The 18317-nt window shown below is 67.5% G+C and carries 14 protein-coding genes and 2 pseudogenes; 11 read left to right on the top strand and 5 right to left on the bottom strand.

Going from position 1 to position 18317, the window contains the following annotated elements:
• Positions 1-358 precede the first annotated feature (358 nt).
• Genes hsaA through ABI214_RS09175 form a run of 3 tightly spaced genes read left to right on the top strand, consistent with a single transcriptional unit; the run spans position 359 to position 3777 of the window.
• A complete protein-coding gene (hsaA, locus tag ABI214_RS09185; RefSeq protein WP_348609053.1) occupies positions 359-1534 on the top strand; it encodes a 3-hydroxy-9,10-secoandrosta-1,3,5(10)-triene-9,17-dione monooxygenase oxygenase subunit in 1176 nt (391 codons plus the stop codon).
• Between the two features lie 39 nt (positions 1535-1573).
• Positions 1574-3196, top strand: a complete 1623-nt coding sequence (locus ABI214_RS09180; RefSeq protein ID WP_348609050.1) for an FAD-binding protein — start codon at positions 1574-1576, stop codon at positions 3194-3196.
• Between the two features lie 11 nt (positions 3197-3207).
• Positions 3208-3777 (top strand): TetR/AcrR family transcriptional regulator, encoded by a 570-nt coding sequence (locus ABI214_RS09175; protein ID WP_348609047.1) that lies wholly within the window; start codon positions 3208-3210, stop codon positions 3775-3777.
• An 18-nt stretch (positions 3778-3795) separates the two neighbouring features.
• Here the strand turns inward: ABI214_RS09175 and ABI214_RS09170 are convergent, their stop codons facing one another.
• Complete coding sequence (locus ABI214_RS09170) at positions 3796-4572, bottom strand: SDR family NAD(P)-dependent oxidoreductase (RefSeq protein ID WP_348609044.1); 777 nt, start codon at positions 4570-4572, stop codon at positions 3796-3798.
• A gap of 109 nt (positions 4573-4681) precedes the next feature.
• Positions 4682-5575: a pseudouridine synthase gene (locus ABI214_RS09165; protein ID WP_348609041.1), complete on the bottom strand. Its 894-nt coding sequence runs from the start codon at positions 5573-5575 to the stop codon at positions 4682-4684.
• 521 nt (positions 5576-6096) lie between these two features.
• Between ABI214_RS09165 and ABI214_RS09160 the strand changes: the two genes are divergently transcribed.
• The 3 genes from ABI214_RS09160 to ABI214_RS09150 are packed head-to-tail and all read left to right on the top strand — an operon-like array spanning position 6097 to position 8577.
• On the top strand, positions 6097-7098 hold the full coding sequence (locus ABI214_RS09160; RefSeq protein WP_408586119.1) for an alpha/beta hydrolase: 1002 nt from the start codon (positions 6097-6099) through the stop codon (positions 7096-7098).
• 52 nt (positions 7099-7150) lie between these two features.
• Positions 7151-8032, top strand: a complete 882-nt coding sequence (locus ABI214_RS09155) for an oxidoreductase (protein ID WP_348609035.1) — start codon at positions 7151-7153, stop codon at positions 8030-8032.
• Between the two features lie 5 nt (positions 8033-8037).
• Complete coding sequence (locus ABI214_RS09150) at positions 8038-8577, top strand: VOC family protein (RefSeq protein WP_348609032.1); 540 nt, start codon at positions 8038-8040, stop codon at positions 8575-8577.
• A gap of 43 nt (positions 8578-8620) precedes the next feature.
• Here ABI214_RS09150 and ABI214_RS09145 read toward each other — a convergent pair.
• A pseudogene (locus ABI214_RS09145) lies at positions 8621-10009 on the bottom strand (MFS transporter); the annotation flags it as partial.
• A gap of 256 nt (positions 10010-10265) precedes the next feature.
• Between ABI214_RS09145 and ABI214_RS09140 the strand changes: the two are divergent.
• A complete protein-coding gene (locus tag ABI214_RS09140) occupies positions 10266-12698 on the top strand; it encodes an ATP-dependent Clp protease ATP-binding subunit (protein ID WP_348609029.1) in 2433 nt (810 codons plus the stop codon).
• Between the two features lie 72 nt (positions 12699-12770).
• Here ABI214_RS09140 and ABI214_RS09135 read toward each other — a convergent pair whose 3' ends face one another.
• Entirely contained in the window at positions 12771-13352 is a 582-nt protein-coding gene (locus ABI214_RS09135) for a TetR/AcrR family transcriptional regulator (protein ID WP_280760089.1), read from the bottom strand.
• A gap of 176 nt (positions 13353-13528) precedes the next feature.
• Here ABI214_RS09135 and ABI214_RS09130 point away from each other — a divergent pair.
• The 3 genes and pseudogenes from ABI214_RS09130 to ABI214_RS09120 all read left to right on the top strand — a co-directional run bounded on the left by ABI214_RS09130 (position 13529) and on the right by ABI214_RS09120 (position 15906).
• Positions 13529-14283, top strand: a pseudogene (locus ABI214_RS09130) (SDR family NAD(P)-dependent oxidoreductase).
• Between the two features lie 101 nt (positions 14284-14384).
• Positions 14385-14657 carry a hypothetical protein gene (locus ABI214_RS09125; RefSeq protein WP_348609023.1) on the top strand — a complete coding sequence of 91 codons (273 nt, stop codon included), beginning with the start codon at positions 14385-14387 and terminating at the stop codon, positions 14655-14657.
• A gap of 88 nt (positions 14658-14745) precedes the next feature.
• Positions 14746-15906 carry a Rieske 2Fe-2S domain-containing protein gene (locus ABI214_RS09120; protein ID WP_348609021.1) on the top strand — a complete coding sequence of 387 codons (1161 nt, stop codon included), beginning with the start codon at positions 14746-14748 and terminating at the stop codon, positions 15904-15906.
• Between the two features lie 87 nt (positions 15907-15993).
• Here the strand turns inward: ABI214_RS09120 and ABI214_RS09115 are convergent, their stop codons facing one another.
• The gene (locus ABI214_RS09115) at positions 15994-17277 is read right to left on the bottom strand and encodes a PucR family transcriptional regulator (protein ID WP_348609018.1); all 1284 of its coding nucleotides are present in this window, start codon (positions 17275-17277) and stop codon (positions 15994-15996) included.
• Positions 17278-17418: 141 nt separating this feature from the next.
• On the opposite strand from ABI214_RS09115, the gene ABI214_RS09110 reads away from it, so the two are divergent.
• Positions 17419-18285 (top strand): SGNH/GDSL hydrolase family protein, encoded by an 867-nt coding sequence (locus ABI214_RS09110; RefSeq protein ID WP_348609015.1) that lies wholly within the window; start codon positions 17419-17421, stop codon positions 18283-18285.
• The last annotated feature ends 32 nt before the right edge of the window (positions 18286-18317 follow it).

The following is an 18317-nucleotide window of genomic DNA, read 5'->3' as shown; positions in this document are numbered from 1 at the left end:
CGAATCGGTCCGTGGTGTCGCCGACGTGCCGCCCGCGGCCGCCGAGGTGATGCGGCACTTCCGGAACTGCCCGATTGGGGATAACAAATAGAACAGATTCCACTCCGTTCCCGGACGGCGGTCCGGTGTCGGGTGCGGCTTCCGGCCCGACCGATCGATCGGCGGTTTACAGATGTCGGACCGCATATTCCAGGCCCTGGACGACGAGATGTCCCGCGGTGCGGTCGCTGCCGCAACTCCTTGACCATCGACAAAATCTGTACCCTGTTCTAATCTCGGCACGATCGAGATCCGTGTGGGATCGGGTGGGTACGGAATCGGCCGTGAGAGTTGCTCCTGGCTGGGATGGGGGCGTTCGATGGGCGACCGACGAGTGACGGAAGTGCTCGACGACGTCGCGAGCCTGCTGCCGGACGTGCGGAGTCGTGCGCGCGATGTCGAGGGCGCCCGGCAGGTGTCGGTCGAGACGATGCGGGCGCTCACCGAGGCCGGTCACTTCCGGTTGCTGCAGCCCCGGCGCTTCGGCGGATTCGAGGCGGACCCCGCCGACTTCTACTCTTCGGTGCGTCTGCTCGCGAGCGCCTGCGGGTCCACCGGGTGGGTCTCGTCGGTGGTGGGGGTTCACCCCTGGCACCTCGCGCTGTTCGACGTCCGCGCCCAGCAGGACGTCTGGGGCGACAACCCGGACACGTTGATCTCGTCGGCGTACGCGCCGATGGGTCGCGCCATCCCGTCGGACGGCGGCTACTTCTTCTCCGGGCGGTGGGGTTACTCGTCGGGTAGCGCGCACGCGGATTGGGTCTTCGTCGGGGGCTTCGTCCTCGACGACGCGGGTGATCCGATCGACTTCCGGACCTTCCTGGTGCCGGCCCGGGACTACCGCGTCGAGGACGTGTGGGACACGGTCGGCCTCCGCGGCACGGGCAGCAACGACATCGTGATCGAGGACGCGTTCGTCCCGGAGCACCGGACGCTGAGCTTCGCGGCGACGGTGCAGTGCCGGGGGCCGGGGCAGGACGTCAATACCGCTGCGCTGTACCGGCTTCCGTTCTCGGCGGTGTTCTCGACGGCGATCTCCGCACCCCTCGTCGGGATGGCGGACGGCGCGTACGCGGTCTTCACCGCGCACCAGGGCGAACGGCAGGAATCGGTGAGCGCGCTGCGGACGCCGGACGATCCGTTCATGCACGTCGCGATGGCCGAGTCCGCCCGCGACATCGAACTCGCCTGGACCCAGTTGAGCCGCAACCTGGCCGAACTGCTCGACCTCGCGGCGGAGGATCGGCGCATACCGGTGTCGCTGCGCGTCAAGACGCGCCGTGACCAGGTGAGTGCCTCGGGGATGGCGGTCGCGGCCATCGACCGCCTCTTCGATCACAGCGGTGGCGGCGCCTTGCGGAGTCGCGATCCGATCCAGCGCTTCTGGCGCGACGCGCACGCGGGACGCGCGCACGTCATCAACGACCCGCACCAGACTCTCGCCCTGTTCGGGCGCAACGAACTGGGCCACGACATCAGGGACGCCTGGGTGTAGTGCGTCCGCCCGCAATCCGATCGACGAGGAGATGAACACATGAAGTCGCACAACGGATCCGAGCACTGGGATGGTGAGGCCGACGTCGTGGTCGTCGGGTTCGGTGCGGCCGGTGCGAGCGCCGCCATCGAGGCTGCGGACCACGGCGCGCAGGTGCTGGTGGTCGAACGGTTCGACGGTGGTGGAGCCACGGCGATCAGCGGCGGCATCTACTACGCGGGCGGGGGGACGCCGCAGCAGAAGGAGGCCGGCTTCGACTACGACACCCCGTCCGCGATGTTCGACTATCTGAAGCTCGAGACGTCGGGTGTCGTGTCGGACGAACTGCTCGAGGACTTCTGCGATCGCAGTGTCGAGAACCTGCAGTGGCTCGAGGCGCTCGGTGTCCCGTTCGAGGGCAGCATGGCGCCGCGCAAGACGTCGTATCCGACGAACGACTACTACCTGTACTACTCCGGCAACGAACTGGCCGCGCCGTACAAGGACGCGGCGAGGCCGGCCCCGCGGGGGCATCGCACGAAGGGCCGCGGGACCTCGGGGAAGGTGTTCTTCACGGCCCTCGAGAAGGCGGTCCGCAAGCGTCGGATCGACGTCCGCCGGCAGACGATCGTGACGTCCCTGATCACCGACGACAGCGGCGCCGTCATCGGAATCGAGTGCCGTGAGGTGGATCCGCGCGCGACGGTCCGTCGTCGGGTGCACCGGGTGCTCGGGTCCCTGAACCGGAAGTGGAACCTGTACTACCGGCCGGTCGGCCGGCTCATGGACGGGCCGATCCGCCGGATCGAGGCCGGGCACTCGGTGGTGCGCCGGTACCGGGCGCGCAAGGGCGTGATCCTCGCGGCCGGCGGGTTCGTCTTCAACCGGGAGATGCTGCAGCAGCACGCGCCGCGGTACCTCAACGGAACGGGGCTCGGCACGATCGGCGACGACGGCAGCGGCATCCGTCTGGGGCAGTCCGTCGGCGGTGCGACCGACCGGATGGAGCGGGTGTCGGCGTGGCGGTTCTTCAACCCGCCGATCGCGATGACCGAGGGTGTGCTCGTCAACAAGGAGGGCGAGCGCATCTGCAACGAGACGCTGTACGGCGCCAAGATCGGTGAGCACATCGCCGATCAGACGGACGTGTCGGCGTACCTGATCGTCGACTCCCGGATGCTCGCCGACGCGAAGCGGCAGGTGCCCGAACAGACACTGTGGTTCCAGCGTCTGCAGACCACCTATCTGTTCAGCGTCGGCCACAAGAAGGGGGCGACGGCGGAGGAACTCGCGCGACGTACCCGCATCGACCCGGCGGGTCTCGCGCGCACGCTCGAGCGGTACAACGCGGACCGGCGGGCCGGTCTCCCCGACGCTATGGGCAAGGATCCCGCGCACGTGACCCCGCTGGTCGACGGCCCGTTCTATGCGATCGACTGCTCGATCCGCATCCAGGCCGGCTTCCCGTGCCCGGTGCTCACCCTCGGCGGGTTGACGGTCGACGAGCGGACGGGGGCCGTCACCGGCGAGGACGGGTCGCCGATCCCCGGCCTGTACGCGGCCGGCCGCAATGCGGTGGGCATCTGTTCCGAGTCGTACGTCAGCGGTCTGTCGATCTCGGACTGCGTGTACTCGGGGCGTCGAGCCGGGGCCGTCGTTTCACGGGACACGGGAGTCGCGTAGCCTCCGGACATGTGTCTGGCAATTACGAATCGACTCGCCGCCGTCTGACGAGCAAGCAGGCAGAGACCGTGTCTCGGCTCACCCGCTGCGCTGTCGAGGTATTACGTGAGAAGGGTTTCGCCGGGCTGACCGTCCGCTTGGTGGCGGCACAGGCGGGGGTCGCGCCGGCGACCGCGTACACGTACTTCTCGTCGAAGGAGCACCTCGTCGCAGAGGTGTTCTGGCGTCGGCTGTCGGCGATGCCGCACGGGGAGGAGTCGTCCGACGACCGCACCACCCGGGTGGTCGGGGTACTGCGCAGCGTCGCCCTGCTGGTGTCCGACGAGCCTGAACTCGCCGGTGCGGTCACCACGGCCCTGCTGGGCCGGGATCCCGACGTCGAGCATCTGCGGGCGCGGATCGGTCTCGAGATCCGGCGACGCCTCATGGAGGCCCTCGGCTCCGATTCGCCGGACCAGGACCTGCTCGAGTCCCTCGAGATGCTGTACGCGGGCGCGCTCCTGCGCGCCGGCATGGGCTACGACTCGTACGTCCACATCGCGGACCGGCTCGAGGGCGCCGCGCGGATGATCATGGCGTGACCTCGAGCCGGTGACGACTCAGACGGTGTAACCACCGTCGACGTTGAGCTTCTGGCCGGTGACGAAGCCGGCCTTGTCGCTCGCGAGGAAGCACACGGCTTCGGCGATGTCGACCGCGGTACCGAACTTCTGCAACGGAATCCGGCTCATCGTGACGTCGAGTGCACGCTGGTCGAGGTTCTGGGAGTCGATCAGCCGCTCGGCCATCCCGTCGGTGAGCATGCCCGGGCCGACGGCGTTGAAACGGACGCCGTATCGCCCCTCCTCGGCCGCAAACCCGCGCACGAGCGCCTCGACCGCTCCCTTGGTGCCCGCGGACAGGCCGTCGCGCACCGGGTAGCGGTCGGTGGCCGCCGTGGTGACCGCGACGACGGATCCCTTCGCGGCGCGCAGCGCCGGCAGGCACGCATGTACGACGGTGAAGAACGCGGTGGCCTCGTCGTTCAGATGCTGTGCGTACGTGGACGGTTCGACCCGAGAGAGGTGCACCATCGGGATGTGCGGGCCGGCGGCGTGCACCAGGACCGACAGATTGCCGAAATCGCGGGTGGTCGCCTCGACCAGCTCGGCGAGCCGGTCGGCGTCGCACAGGTCGACGGAGTGCGCGGCCGCGCGGACCCCGAGCGCCTCGGCCTCGGCGATCAGTTTCGCGGCGGCCTCGGAGTTCGACCGGTAGGTGAGGACTACGTCGTGGCCCTGCGCGGCGAGCTGGCGGACGATGGCCGCGCCGATGCCGCCGGTCCCGCCGGTGACGAGGGCGGTGGTGCGGGTCGGATTCTCGGGTGTGTCGCTCACGACGTGCTCCCTTGGGGTCGGTCCGGAGGTGGATGTGAGCCAACCTAGCACTTGCTTGGTACGACAAGCTGAGGTTCGGCCCACGCAGCGGGAAGAACGGTCGGATCGTTCAGATGGCGAGCGTGCGACGACTCTCGAATCGGCGCCGCACGCCGGTGAGGGGGTCGTCGAACTCGATGCTGCGCGCGAGGAGTTGCAGCGGCGTCGAATAGTCGTCGGGCGCGACGTCGTAGAACCGCGGATAGAAGTTGTCGCCCAGGATCGGGATGCCCAGCGAACTCATGTGCAGGCGCAGTTGGTGCGTCTTGCCGGTGCGCGGCAGGAGCCGGTACCGCCCGATGCCGTCGCTCACGTCGAGAAGTTCGATGCGGCTCTCCGCGTTCGGGGTCCCCGGAACCTCGCGTGCCTGTAAGACCCCGCGCTCCTTGATGATTCGGCTGCGGACGGTGCGGGGAAGGGCAAGTGCCGGGTCGTGCTGTGCGAGCGCCTCGTACTCCTTGGTGACCCGGCGCTCGTCGAACAGGGACTGGTATGCGCGACGGACCGGCTGCCGGACGGTGAAAACCAGGACGCCGGCGGTGATCCGGTCCAGCCGGTGCGCGGGAGTCAGTTCGGGCAGGTCGAGGTCGCGGCGCAGCCGCACCAGTGCCGACTCCACGACGTAGGCCCCGCGGGGTGTGCTGGCGAGGAAGTGCGGCTTGTCCACCACCAGGAGGTCCTCGTCGCGGTGCAGGACGTCGATCTCGAACGGCACCCGCGGCTCCACCGGCGGGTCGCGGTAGAGGTACAGGAAGCCGTTGGGGCGGTACGGCGTGGTGGCGGTGACCGGGGTGCCGTGTTCGTCGACCACTTCGCCCGTCGCGACCTTCTCGCGCAGGCGGGTGACGTCGGACGGGAAGCGCTCGAGGAGGAAGTCGAGGGCGGTCGGCCACGAACCCGTGTTCGGGAGCCGGAGTCGCGTCGGGTTGAGGCCGTCACGGACGGGCAGTGGAGCAGCGGGCACCTTCCGACGGTACCCGGCGTATTCCGGTCCCGGGTCGACCGCGAGGCGTTGACGTGGGAACACGCTTACCTTACCCTTCGGTAAGTTGCAGCGTCCACCGCCTTCGAGGGGTGGGTGGTGGACGCTGTCATGGTTTCAGGCAAATCGCCCACGCCACGTCAAGCTTCTGCGATCGGGCGTGTCGCCACGGCGGCCCTTCTCGATCGGTGTCCGGGGCCGTTCCGTGCTCCGGTGAGACGCCGTTTCGACGTCGAACACGATTCCCGACTGCTGTTGGTGCTGGTCCCGCCGTTGCCGCACCGACTCTGTCGAACTAGCACGGAAAAGACGCATCGGGTGAGACTCTCAGAGAACGCTCATAATTGATGATTTCGAGATATTTGACACACCTTTCTCTTGTTAACGGTCGGCCGGGATCCCGGGATGACATCGATGATCCATTTGACCGCCGAGTCGACCCGAATTCGATGAAGGAATTCTCCTGCGCTGGTGCGGTGGCTCGTATGAAGAAGGAAGTCTCGATGTATTTCTCTGGAGGGCGCCCGGGGGTTCGCCGGAACCCGGCGGCGACGGTCCTGGTGGCGGTGATCGCAGCGCTGATCGCATTGCTGACAGCTCCCGTCGCGTCCGCCGAGGCGGGGACCGCGGGGACCGCGCGTGCGGTTCCGCGGGGCGGCTACGACGAACTGTGGGTCCCGTCGTCGATGGGAAACATCAAGGTTCAGGTGCAATGGGCCGCGCGGGGCGGGAGTGCATCGCTGTACCTGCTCGACGGTTTGCGCGCTCGCGACGACTACAACGCGTGGAGTTTCGAGACGAATGCGATGGAGCAGTTCGCTCTCGACAACGTCACCCTGGTGATGCCGGTCGGTGGTGAGGCGAGTTTCTATTCGGACTGGTACAACCCCAGTAACTTCAATGCGCAGCCCATCACGTACAAATGGGAGACTTTCCTGACCCGGGAGCTTCCGGACTTTCTCTCGCAATTCGGAGTCGATCGGACGAATACCGGAGTGGTGGGACTGTCGATGGGCGGAACGGCGGCAATGACTCTCGCCGCCTATCATCGGGATCAATTCCGATTCGCGGGCTCCCTTTCCGGATACCTCAACACGACGGCTCCCGGAATGCGTGAGGCGATCCGCCTCGCGATGTACGACGCCGGACGCTACAACGCGGATTCGATGTGGGGCTTCCCGTGGGATCCGGCCTGGCTGCGCAACGATCCATTCGTGTCGGCTCCGCAGCTTCGCGGCCTGTCGCTGTATGTCTCGGCCGGCAACGGAATTCCCGGGGTGTACGACCGCCCGTCCGATCCGGTCGGGTACTGGAATACCGCGATGGGCATGGGACTCGAGTTCGTGTCGATGGTGACCACGCGAGCGTTCCAGGTGCGACTGAACACCCTCGGTGTGCCGGCGAACTTCCAGTTCCATGCCACCGGGACACATTCGTGGCCGTACTGGTCGGCTGAACTGTGGCAGGCGCGACCGCAGATCCTGAACGCGCTCAATGCATGGTGAAATGCGATCGCAGGCCCCACGAGATTCGCCCCGCCTTCCGTACGCTGTGACCATGACCACATGGACGGCAGGGGAAATCGTCGATCAGCAGGGCCGGACGTTCGTCGTGACCGGCGCGAACAGCGGCCTGGGGGCCGAAGCCGCCAAGGCGCTGGTGAACGCGGGCGCGACCGTGATTCTCGCGTGCCGGAACGTCGACAAGGGGCGCGCGGTGGCCGCGCGACTGGGGGAGCGCGCCGAGGTACGCAGACTCGACCTCGCGGACCTCGCGTCGGTGCGCGAGTTCGCCGACTCCGTCGACACGGTCGACGTCCTCGTCAACAACGCGGGAGTGATGGCGGTGCCGCTGAGCCGCACCGCGGACGGCTTCGAGATGCAGATCGGCACCAACCACCTGGGGCACTACGCGCTGACCGGGCAGCTGCTCGACAAGGTCACGGACCGTGTGGTGACGATGTCGAGCACGATGCACCAGCTCGGTTCGATCGATCTGGACGATCTGAACTGGGAGCGCCGGACCTACCGGCGCTGGCTCGCCTACGGTCAGTCGAAGCTGGCCAATCTCCTGTTCACCTACGAGCTGCAGCGCCGGCTCGCGGCATCCGGTTCGAAGGTGAAGGCGCTCGCGTCGCATCCCGGGTACGCGGCCACCAACCTGCAATCGCACACGGAGTCGATCTCGAGTCGGGTCATGGCCCTCGCCGGTCCGGTCATCGCGCAGTCGGCGCAGATGGGCGCCTTGCCGATGCTCTACGCCGCGACCGTGCCCGACGCGGCCAGTGGCAGCTATCTGGGCCCGTCGTCGATGTTCGAGACCCGCGGCTACCCCAAGGTCGTCGGGTCGAACCGGAAGTCGCACGACGAAAACGTTGCGCGACAATTGTGGTCATTGTCGGAACAACTCACCGGCATCAACTACAACTTCGGAGGCTGACCGCGTTGGCGATCGAGCGACTCAACCACGCCGTCCTGTTCGTGTCCGACCTGCAGCGCAGCCTGGCCTTCTACCAGGATGTGCTCGGGTTCAAGGCGCTGCCGGGCGGGTTCCCCGGCGCTGCCTTCCTGCAGGCCCCGGACTCGGTGAACGACCACGACCTGGGCCTGTTCCAGAGCCCGAACCCCAGCAGCGGGGTGACGCCGGGCAATGTCGGGCTGTATCACCTGGCATGGGAGGTCGACACCCTCGCGGGACTGGCCGACATGCGCGATCGCCTGCTCGCCGCCGGTGCGCTGACCGGTGCCAGCAACCACTGCTCCACCAAGGCGCTCTACGGGTCCGACCCCGACGGCATCGAGTTCGAGGTGTGCTGGCTGGTGCCCGACGCACTCGCGATCGACGAGCTGGTTCCTGCCCAGCCGCCGACGCGTCCGCTCGACATCGCCGCGGAGATCGCCCGCTACGGCGCCGACACCCATGGCGGCCCGCGCACCGACCGTCACCTGTGGGATCGGGTGCACGCCGCCCGCGCCCGCGGCTGATCAGCCCGCGATCGCCTCGACGTCGCGACGGGCCGCCCGGTTCGGCGTCCCGCGGTGCGGCCCGCCATGCGGTCCAGCCGCCGACGAGCGCCAGTGCGGCGAAGCTGAGCAGCAGCAGCTGCGCCGAGCGCATCGCGGACTGTCCGCCGAGATTCACCAGCACGCCGGCCAGGGCGGTGCCGAACGCATTGGCGATCAACTGCACGGTGTTGATCGCGGCGGACGCACGGGCCCCCTCGGCCGGTTCGGCCACCGCGCTCATGGCGCCGACCGCAAGATGCGGCCACGCGATGCCGATGCCCGCGCCGGCGATGATCAGTCCGGCCGCCCAGAGCGCGACGCGTCCGCTCCCGGCCTGCTCGGCCAGGACCACCGCCATGATCGCGAGCCCGGCCGCGGTGAGGATCGGTCCGGACAGCACGATCCGGCGGACCACCTGCGGTGCGGCGGCCGATGCGCTCGGAATCTCGCCCACCGTCCAGCCGAGTGCCAGTGCGGCACCGAGGAATCCGGCCACGACGGGGGCCAACCCCGCGAGTTGCTGCCCGAACAGCGGCACGAACGTCTCGACCGTCGACGCCATCGCGAGGACCGCGATGGTCAGGTAGACCCACTTCAGGGGCGACCGGGTGAACGTCGACGGTGGCAGCACCCCGTGCGGGCTGCGCCGGTCCGCCGCGACGAACCACACGACCAGCGCCACCGCGCCGGCGACGGCGACACCGGCGAGCGCGGCATCGGCCGACAGACCGGCGACGCTCACCAGCAAGGTTGCCGCCGTGAGGAGCGCCAGCGGGACGACCGGCACAGGCGCGACGACGCGGTCGCGTTCACCCGTGCGCGGTGGCAGGACTATCGGTACCAGGACGGTGACCGCGACGGTGCATGCGATCAGCGCGCCGAAGGCCCAGCGCCACGCGCCGAACTGCGCGAACACCCCGCCGACAGCGGGACCTACCAGCGTGCCGACACCCCACATGGTGGAGACGAGCGCGGTGGCGCGGGTCCAGAGGTGCCGGGGCAACGCGGAGTTGATCACCGCGTAGCCGAGACCGGCGAGCAGACCGCCGCCGAACCCCTGCACGGCGCGTCCGGCCAGTAGCAGTTCCATCGTCGGGCTCAGCGCACACACCGCGGTTCCTGACGCGAAGAGTGCGAGGCCGAGCAGGTAGGCGCCTCGGGGGCCGCGGGCGGCGAGCGACCGGCTCACGATCATCGAGGAGAACACCGATGCGATGAGGAAGACCGTCGACGTCCAGGCGTAGTAGCGGAGACCGCCGATGTCGGCGACAGCGGTGGGCAGCAGGCTGCTCGTCAGGTAGACGTTGGTCGCGTACAACGCCTCGCCTCCGGCCAAGACGGCGGCGACACCGAGATGTCGTCCGGTCAGCAGCTGACCCCAGGTACCGGAGGCCTCGGTTCGGGTGCTCATGAACCCGAACGTAGAAGCTCAAGCGCACTCGAGGTCAAGGCGAGGGTGCCGCTGCTGTGTCCGGTGTCACAGTGCTCGGCGTCGTGGCCGTCCTCGCTGGTGAATGCCGAGGTCAGGGCGTCGGGCGGGCTGCCAATGGCGGCGTCGGGGCCAGATCACGGCGCTATCTCGGAAAGAATCCTGGACGGTCGGGAATTGAATCTTCCACAGGCATGTTCCATGAGTCGATAAGACTCAACTTTGGAGGAGGCTGCGAATGCCAGCATTCTTCGGGCCCGAGGGGCCCGGGCGCATCGACATCACCCGTCTCATGAGCAGCGACACGCAGTTGCTCATGGCGGAGGCTGCGCAGTTCGCGGCCGGCCGGGGTGACGCGGGCCTCGATGCACTGCACATCCTGCACGTCGCCGCGGTCAAGGATCCGGTGCAAGACATGGTCAAGCGAGTGGGCGGGGACCCGGAGGCGATCTCCAAGGATGCGGAGGCGCACCTGCCCCGCGCCCGGGAAGCCGTCTCGACGTCACCGACAGTCACGGCCGCCGGTCGTCGGGCACTGCTCGACGCCCACCAGATCGCGCGTGCACTCGGTTCGACGTACATCGACCCCGAGCACATCTTCCTGTCGCTGGTCTCGAACGGTGACTCGACGACCGGGCGCATCCTCGCGTCCGCCGGCGTCACCCCCGAGTCGATGCAGTCGGCGGTGAACGCGAGTTCCGCGGAACCGCAGCAGGAGTCGGCCACGCCGACCCTCGACAAGTACGGCACGGACCTGACCGAACGCGCCCGCTCGGGTGGTGTCGACCCGGTCATCGGCCGCGGCGACGAGATCGAGCAGGCCATCGAGATCCTCGCCCGACGGACCAAGAACAACCCGGTCTTGGTCGGCGAGGCCGGTGTGGGCAAGACCGCCGTCGTCGAGGGCCTGGCGCAGCGCATCGTGGACGGCGACGTCCCGGAGGCGTTGGCGGACAAGAGGATCGTCCAGCTGGACCTGGCCGGGATGTTGTCCGGAACCCGGTACCGCGGTGACTTCGAGGAGCGGCTGACCAAGGCGGTCGACGAGATCGTCGCCCAGGACGGTCGCCTGATCGTCTTCATCGACGAGCTGCACACGATCGTCGGTGCGGGCGCCGGTGGCGAGGGTGCGATGGATGCCGGAAACATCCTCAAGCCCAAGCTGGCTCGCGGTGACCTGCGCGTCGTCGGCGCAACCACGCTGGACGAGTACCGCAAGCACATCGAGAAGGATCCGGCGCTCGAGCGGCGGTTCCAGCCGGTGACGGTGAACGAGCCGAGTCAGGACGACGCCAAGGAGATCCTGGCCGGGCTGCGCGAGCGGTACGAGGACCATCACCGTGTCCGGTACACCGACGAGGCGATCGCGGCTGCCGTCGAACTGTCGTCGCGCTACATCGCCGACCGGTACCTGCCGGACAAGGCGATCGACCTGCTCGACCAGGCCGGCGCGCGAAAGCGCCTGCAGCTCGGCGCATCCAACCCGGATGCCAAGGCGCTGCAGCAGCGGATCGCGCGGCTCGAGCAGTCCAAGGAAGATGCAGTAGCTGCGGAAGATTACGAGCGCGCGTCGCAGTTGCGCGACGAGATCTCCGGCGCGGAGCGGCGGCTCGACGAGGCTCGCGACGGTGAACCCTCGGCAGTCGAGACGCCGTCGGTGACCGCCGAGGACATCGCCGAGGTGGTCGCCAGGGCGACCGGTATCCCGGCCAGCCAGATGACGCAGAAGGAGAAGGAACGCCTGCGTCGTCTCGAGGATGAGCTGCACCAGCGGGTCGTCGGCCAGGAGGACGCGGTCAAGGCGATCTCGCGGGCGGTGCGGCGCAGCCGGACCGGCATGGGCGATCCGCGTCGGCCCGTCGGCAGCTTCCTGTTCCTGGGACCGACCGGTGTCGGCAAGACGGAGCTGGCAAAGGCGTTGGCGCAGTCGCTGTTCGGTGACGAGAGCAAGATGCTGCGGCTCGACATGAGCGAGTTCGGCGAGCGGCACACCGCGAGCCGGTTGGTCGGGGCGCCTCCGGGCTACGTCGGCTACGGCGAGGCCGGTCAGCTCACCGAGCAGGTGCGGCGGCACCCGTACTCGGTGATCCTGCTCGACGAGATCGAGAAGGCGCACCCGGACGTGTTCAACGTGCTGCTGCAGGTGCTCGACGACGGACGGCTGACCGACGGTCAGGGTCGGACGGTGGACTTCAAGAACACCGTCCTGATCATGACCAGCAACCTCGGCTCGGACATCATCTCGAGCAAGGGCGGTGCGCTGGGCTTCACGACCGGGGACGCCGCGGCAGTGGAGAAGCCGTTGCGTGACAGGGTGATGGGCCGATTGCGGGAGTCCTTCCGGCCGGAGTTCCTCAACCGGATCGACGAGATCGTGATCTTCCGCAAGCTCGAGGCCGATCAGCTGCACCGGATCACCGATCTGCTGCTGAGCGAGAGCCGTGACCGGCTGCGGGCCAAGGACATCGACATCGAGTTCACCCCCGATGCGGTGGACTGGATCGCCGAGCACGGGCACCAGCCCGAGTTCGGGGCGCGGCCGCTGCGCAGGACCATCGCGCGTGAGGTCGACGACCGGATCGCCGATCTGCTGCTCGACGACGTCCTGGACGCCGGCGGGCGGATCACCGTCAAGGTGACCGACGACGAATTGGATCTCGTCGTCAGCTGATCCGACGAGTACGAGAAGGGCGGGGCAGGCGAATTCGGTTCGCCTGCCCCGCCCTTCGTCGTGTCAGCGGCGTCAGCGCACGCGGAGCCCGTCGATGTAGATCGACGTGATCTCGTGCGCGAAATCGGCGTTGGACTTCTTCGGTGACGCGCGGAACCACCGACTGGTGAGCCACACCGAGTCTCGCATCAGCTGATAGAAGGTGGCGGCGTCGATGTCCGAGCGCAGTTCGCCGTCGGCCTGTGCCTCCGTGAGGCACTGCATCCATAAGCCGGCCGCGAAGTCGCCCTTGTCGCCCAGGCTGGCCTCGAGCATCTTGTCACGCATGTAGTCGGTCTCGACCTGCCAGATCGCGGTGGCATGGCGGTGGTTCTCGGCCGCGTCGATCGCCACGAGGACGAGGGCCTCGAGCCGCTCGATGGGCGGGAGCTGCCGGTCGATTACTTCGGTGCAGCGTTCGTAGAGCTCGTCCACATAGACCCGGATGATCTCGGTGACGATGGCGTCCTTGGACGGGAAGTAGTGGTACAGCGTGCCGGAGTACACCCCGCACGCATCGGCGATCTCGCGCACGGTTGTCGCCGAGATGCCCTTGGTCGCGAATATCTCGCCGGAACGATCGAGGATCTGACGCCGTCGTTCCTGCGGATCCATGTGGATTTCCCCCTGTACCTGGGTCGATTCTGTGGCGCCTCATGCTACCCGTGCCCGTTCGGCGGCCACCGGTCCCTGCGAGGCAATCCTACATTGATTGAGCGTTTGCTCAATCCGGTGTCTTGGATCACAATGGTCCCGTCTTGTGGCCGAGAGAGCGGGAGTCAGGAGCAGCAATGGGTGTACTCGAGGGCGACGTCGCGCTGGTGACGGGTGCCGGCCAGGGGATCGGACGTGGAATCGCCCTGGCGCTGGCGGCCGCGGGGGCGCGCGTCGCTGTGGTCGGGCGGACCTGTCGAAGGTCGTCGACACCGCCGACGAGATCGGCCGCCGGGGAGGCGAGGCCGTCGCACTCCGGTGCGACGTGACCGATCCCGGGCAGATCGACGGGGTGATCGCGGATGTGGTCGAGAAGTACGGAAGTCTGTCGATCCTCGTGAACAACGCGCAGACTCCGGCCCACGGCACTCTGCTGGACGTCAGCGAGGACGACTATCACGGCAGCATGAATTCGGGGCCGTTGGCGACGCTGCGTCTGATGCGCGCGTGCCACCCGCACCTGAAGGGGCGTGGGTCGATCGTCAACCTCGGATCCGCCGCCGGCATGAAGTGGGATCCGACGGGTACGGGTGCCTACGCGGCGGCCAAGGAGGCCGTGCGGGTGCTGACCCGGACGGCGGCGTGCGAGTGGGGCGGCGACGGCATCCGCGTCAATGCGATTCTGCCGCTGGCGTCGTCACCGTTGATGGACGAGTGGGCCGAACTCCATCCGGAGGCATACGACGAGTACCTGCGGAGCGTGCCGCTGGGGCGTCTGGGTGACGCCGAGACCGACATCGGGCCGGCCGTGGTGTTCCTGTGCAGTTCCGCCGCGCGGTACATAACCGGCCATTCACTTCCGGTCGACGGAGGACAGGCCTTCCTGAGGTAGTTGCGGTCGAATACTTTACCGCTCAACGGAAATCGACCAGAGAGAGCGCGCTCACTGCTCGTACGCTGGCCGGACACAGTTCCGAACGGAAGGATCGCGCAATGCAGCCGGTCGAATGCGGATCGTGCGGTAACCGCGTACTCGTCGAGAAGTACAGCTCGACACACACCAGCACCCAGTGGCTCGAGGACGCGGAGACGGCGTGCGCCGAGTTCCGTGAGGCCGCGGCCAACGGAACGCACAGCATGTATGTGCGGACGTGCAGTGCACTGAACAAGAGCATCGACGAAGCCGTCGCCGAGGGGCGCCTCGGCGAGTCGTACCGCACCGTGCCGGTCTCGGGGTCGACCGAGGAAGTCCGTCCCTACTCGTAAGCGACGGAACCAGTTTCTCTGCAGTTCCGGATTTTTCACGCGCTCCTCGCGCAAGGGCGGGAGCGCTCACTTTTTCGAAGGAGGCAAGATGACCGAGATTTCCGACGACGTCGAGGTCCGGGAGATCGTGGCGGGTAGCAACCCCGACCGCTTCGCGCGTGGCTGGCACTGCATCGGCCGTGCCCAGGACTTCCGCGACGGAAAGCCGCACCAGGTCAAGATCTTCGGCACCGACCTGGTCGTGTTCGAGGACAGCAAGGGCGAGCTGCAGGTCCTCGATGCGTTCTGCCGCCACATGGGTGGCAACCTCGCGATGGGCGAGATCAAGGGCGACACCATCGCCTGCCCGTTCCACGACTGGCGCTGGAACGGCAAGGGCAAGTGCACCGAGATCCCTTACGCGCGTCGTGTTCCTCCGGTCGCCAAGACCAAGTCGTGGGTCAAGCTCGAGCGCAACGGCCTGTTCTTCGTCTACAACGACCCGCAGGGCAACCCGCCGCCGGCCGACGTCACGATCCCGCAGATCGAGGGCTACGACGAGGGCGGCTGGAGCGACTGGAGTTGGAACACCTACGTAGTCGAGGGCTCGCACTGCCGCGAGATCGTCGACAACGTGGTGGACATGGCGCACTTCTTCTACGTGCACTTCCAGATCCCGACCTACTTCAAGAACATCTTCGAGGGTCACGTCGCGACCCAGGTGATGCGCTCGGGCGGCCGTGATGATATCCAGACCGGCGTTCAGCTGGGAATGGCTGAGGCCGAGACGATCTCGGACGCGTCGTACTTCGGTCCGTCCTTCATGCTCGACACCGTCTACACGGTTGCGGGCGACATCAAGGTCGAGACCAAGCTGGCCAACTGCCACTACCCGATCACGAACAACTCGTTCATCCTGCAGTGGGGCACCATCGTCAAGCGGACCGAGGGTCTGTCGGACGAGGACGCCAAGGCGATGGCCGAGCAGTTCACCGAGGGTGTCGAGCACCAGTTCAAGCAGGACATCGCGATCTGGAACCACAAGAGCCGCATCGAGAACCCGCTGCTGACCGAGGAAGACGGCCCGGTCTACCAGCTGCGTCGCTGGTACCAGCAGTTCTACGTGGACGTCGAGGACGTCACCGAGGACATGACCAAGCGCTTCGAGTTCGAGGTCGACACGACCCGCGCCCAGCAGAACTGGCGCGACGTGGTCGCGGACAACGTCGCGAACGGCGTCAAGCCCGTCGAGCTGGTCGCGGACGTCTAGGTCCGTCGACTGCAACGCCTGTGCCCCTGCCGACTTGTTCGGCAGGGGCACAGGCGTTTTCGGGTTCGGTGGGGGAGCCGTGACGATCTACGCCGGGGAGGGTGCGGGTCTCGCAGCCCGAGCAGTCTGGTTCACGTCCATCGCCCTCCTCGCCGCCACCGCCGCCACGAGCCGCACCAGGTCGGGTGCGGTCCCGACGTCCAGGCCGGTGAGTGCGGCGACCTTTCGCAGCCTGTAGGCCACCGTGTTCGGGTGCACGTGCAACGCAGCGGCCGCGGCGGCGCGGTCGCATCGGGCATCGAGGTACGACTCCAGGGTTTCGAGCACGACCGGGTGAGACCCCAACGGCGATAGAAGATCCGCCAGCAGCGGTGTCGCTGCGCTCGGCCGGGTGAGTTGATATTCGAGCGCGACGTCCTGGAGTCGCACGGTGCCGTTGCCGCGCCCGCTGCGCCGGGCGACGTCGAGGATCTCCCGAGCATGCTCGTACGCCTGTGGCACTTCCGGCGGCGCGGCCACCGACACTGCGGTCAGGACCGCGGCACCGATCGTCCGTTCCATGTCCCGCAGGTTCCGGCTGAGTAGCGCGTACTGGGGGCTGTCGTGCCAGTCGTCCACCCCAGGGTCGGGCTCGAGAATCGGGATCAGGACACCGCCGCCGCTACTGGTGAGCATGCTCAACGCGTTGTCGCGGCCCACGTTGTCCAACTCGCGCTGCAACCGGCGAACCTTCCGGCGTTCTGCCACCACTGTGTCGATGTCGGCGGACCGCTCGTCCGGGTGGGGTTCGACATGGAGCGACAGCACCCAGTACAAGCGCGGAAGGTCGATACCGAACCGCTCCGCCGTCCCCGTCGTGTTCGAGCCGGACGTCAACTCCAAGAACAAGTCTCGTCGCGCCGAGTCGTCCTGGCCATGAACCGCCGGATCCGAGCCGTAGCCTGCCAACACGGCGGTGGTGGCCGCCAGCAGGTGCTTGTGCAGCAGCGTCCCGGCCCGCGACAGGTCGGTGGTGTCCTCGGGTCCGGCGAGGTCACCGATCACTTTCCACCAGTGATCGACGGCGAGGTGATACGCGTGCAGCACCTCTGCGAGTGGAACCAGTTCCTCGGCCCGCCGCTGCGCCGACTCGCGGATCCGGATCAATCCCGCGTCGTCCGTCGTCCGCAACGACCGCAGGCTCGCGATGAGTACCTCGAAGTTGCACCGGATGATCGCCGTGACGTCGCTGCGGACTGCTTCTTCCGGCAGCGACCGATAGAACGGCACCTGTCTCCATACCAACTCGACCGTGTCCGCCACGATTGTGTGGGTGTGTTGCGCGAGCTGATCGGCCACCGGTCGGCCACCGATGACGATGGTTTTGTCCACAGGAACAACACTCCTCCGATAGTCGGTTCGCCCAGACAACGACGACCTGTCACTTTCCGGTGAGTATGTAATACGCATCACTCCGAAATCGACAAGTCCGACCGCATGGGGCCTGCCCGCCGGCCGAAGGAGGTGTCCGCCGTGCATTCCGTGATCCGAACCGTCTGCGCCGCAACTGTCGCGGCCTGTCTGCAGGTCGTCGCTGCCGGTACCTCCGTGGCTCACCCGGCGGAACCGCCACTCGCGTATGTCGCGCTGGGCGATTCGGCCGCCGCGGGACCGCTCATTCCGGACCAGGACCTCTCCAGTCCCGGCTGCCTCCGGTCGCACAACAACTATCCCGCGGTGGTCGCTGCTTCCCTCGGTGCCGATCTCACCGACGTCACGTGCTCGTCCGCGCGTAGCAGTCACGTCACCGCCACCCCGCAACACACTCTCGCCGGTCCGGTGCCGGTGCAGGTCGAGGCGCTGAGCGCCGACACCGACCTCGTCACCGTCACCATCGGCGCCAACGACATCAATCTGTTCACCACGGCACTCCGCTGCCTCAACCCGCTTCCGGAGCCGTTCGGCAACTCGTGTGCCGAGGCGTTCACCGCCGGTGGTGTAGACCAGCAGCGTGCGCTCATCGACCAGGTCGCCCCGCAATGGGGAATGGCGCTCGACGCGATCCGGGCACACGCGCCGAACGCCGAGATCGTCGTCGTCGGCTACGGCACCTACACGCCCCCGGGCGGATGCCCCGACCGGCAACCGATGTGGCCGCGCGACGCCGACTACCTGCAGGACGTCATCGATTCCGTCGACGACGCCATGGCAGCGCAGGCGCGTTCCCGTGCAATGGCATTCGTCGATATCCGAACGGTGACCTCCGGGCACGACATCTGCGCCGACGTGAGCCGGGCGCACTATGCCGGCGTCGTGCCCGCTGAATCCGCTGTACCACTTCACCCGACCGCATTGGGCATGCAGGCGATCGGCGCCTACGTCGCCGAACAGATCCGCTGATCCGCCCTTTCGGCCTGCACGCCACCCTTCCC

The organism is Prescottella soli (assembly GCF_040024445.1).
Taxonomy (GTDB): Bacteria; Actinomycetota; Actinomycetes; order Mycobacteriales; family Mycobacteriaceae; genus Prescottella; species Prescottella soli.
This window is presented reverse-complemented; position numbering and strand designations above follow the sequence as displayed.

Excerpts from the sequence above, each read along its gene's own strand:
- hsaA (WP_348609053.1), top strand. The coding sequence starts at position 359 with ATGGGCGACCGACGAGTGACGGAAGTGCTCGACGACGTCGCGAGCCTG.
- ABI214_RS09180 (WP_348609050.1), top strand. The coding sequence starts at position 1,574 with ATGAAGTCGCACAACGGATCCGAGCACTGGGATGGTGAGGCCGACGTC.
- ABI214_RS09160 (WP_408586119.1), top strand. The coding sequence starts at position 6,097 with ATGTATTTCTCTGGAGGGCGCCCGGGGGTTCGCCGGAACCCGGCGGCG.
- ABI214_RS09155 (WP_348609035.1), top strand. The coding sequence starts at position 7,151 with ATGACCACATGGACGGCAGGGGAAATCGTCGATCAGCAGGGCCGGACG.
- ABI214_RS09140 (WP_348609029.1), top strand. The coding sequence starts at position 10,266 with ATGCCAGCATTCTTCGGGCCCGAGGGGCCCGGGCGCATCGACATCACC.
- ABI214_RS09135 (WP_280760089.1), bottom strand. The coding sequence starts at position 13,352 with ATGGATCCGCAGGAACGACGGCGTCAGATCCTCGATCGTTCCGGCGAG.
- ABI214_RS09125 (WP_348609023.1), top strand. The coding sequence starts at position 14,385 with ATGCAGCCGGTCGAATGCGGATCGTGCGGTAACCGCGTACTCGTCGAG.
- ABI214_RS09120 (WP_348609021.1), top strand. The coding sequence starts at position 14,746 with ATGACCGAGATTTCCGACGACGTCGAGGTCCGGGAGATCGTGGCGGGT.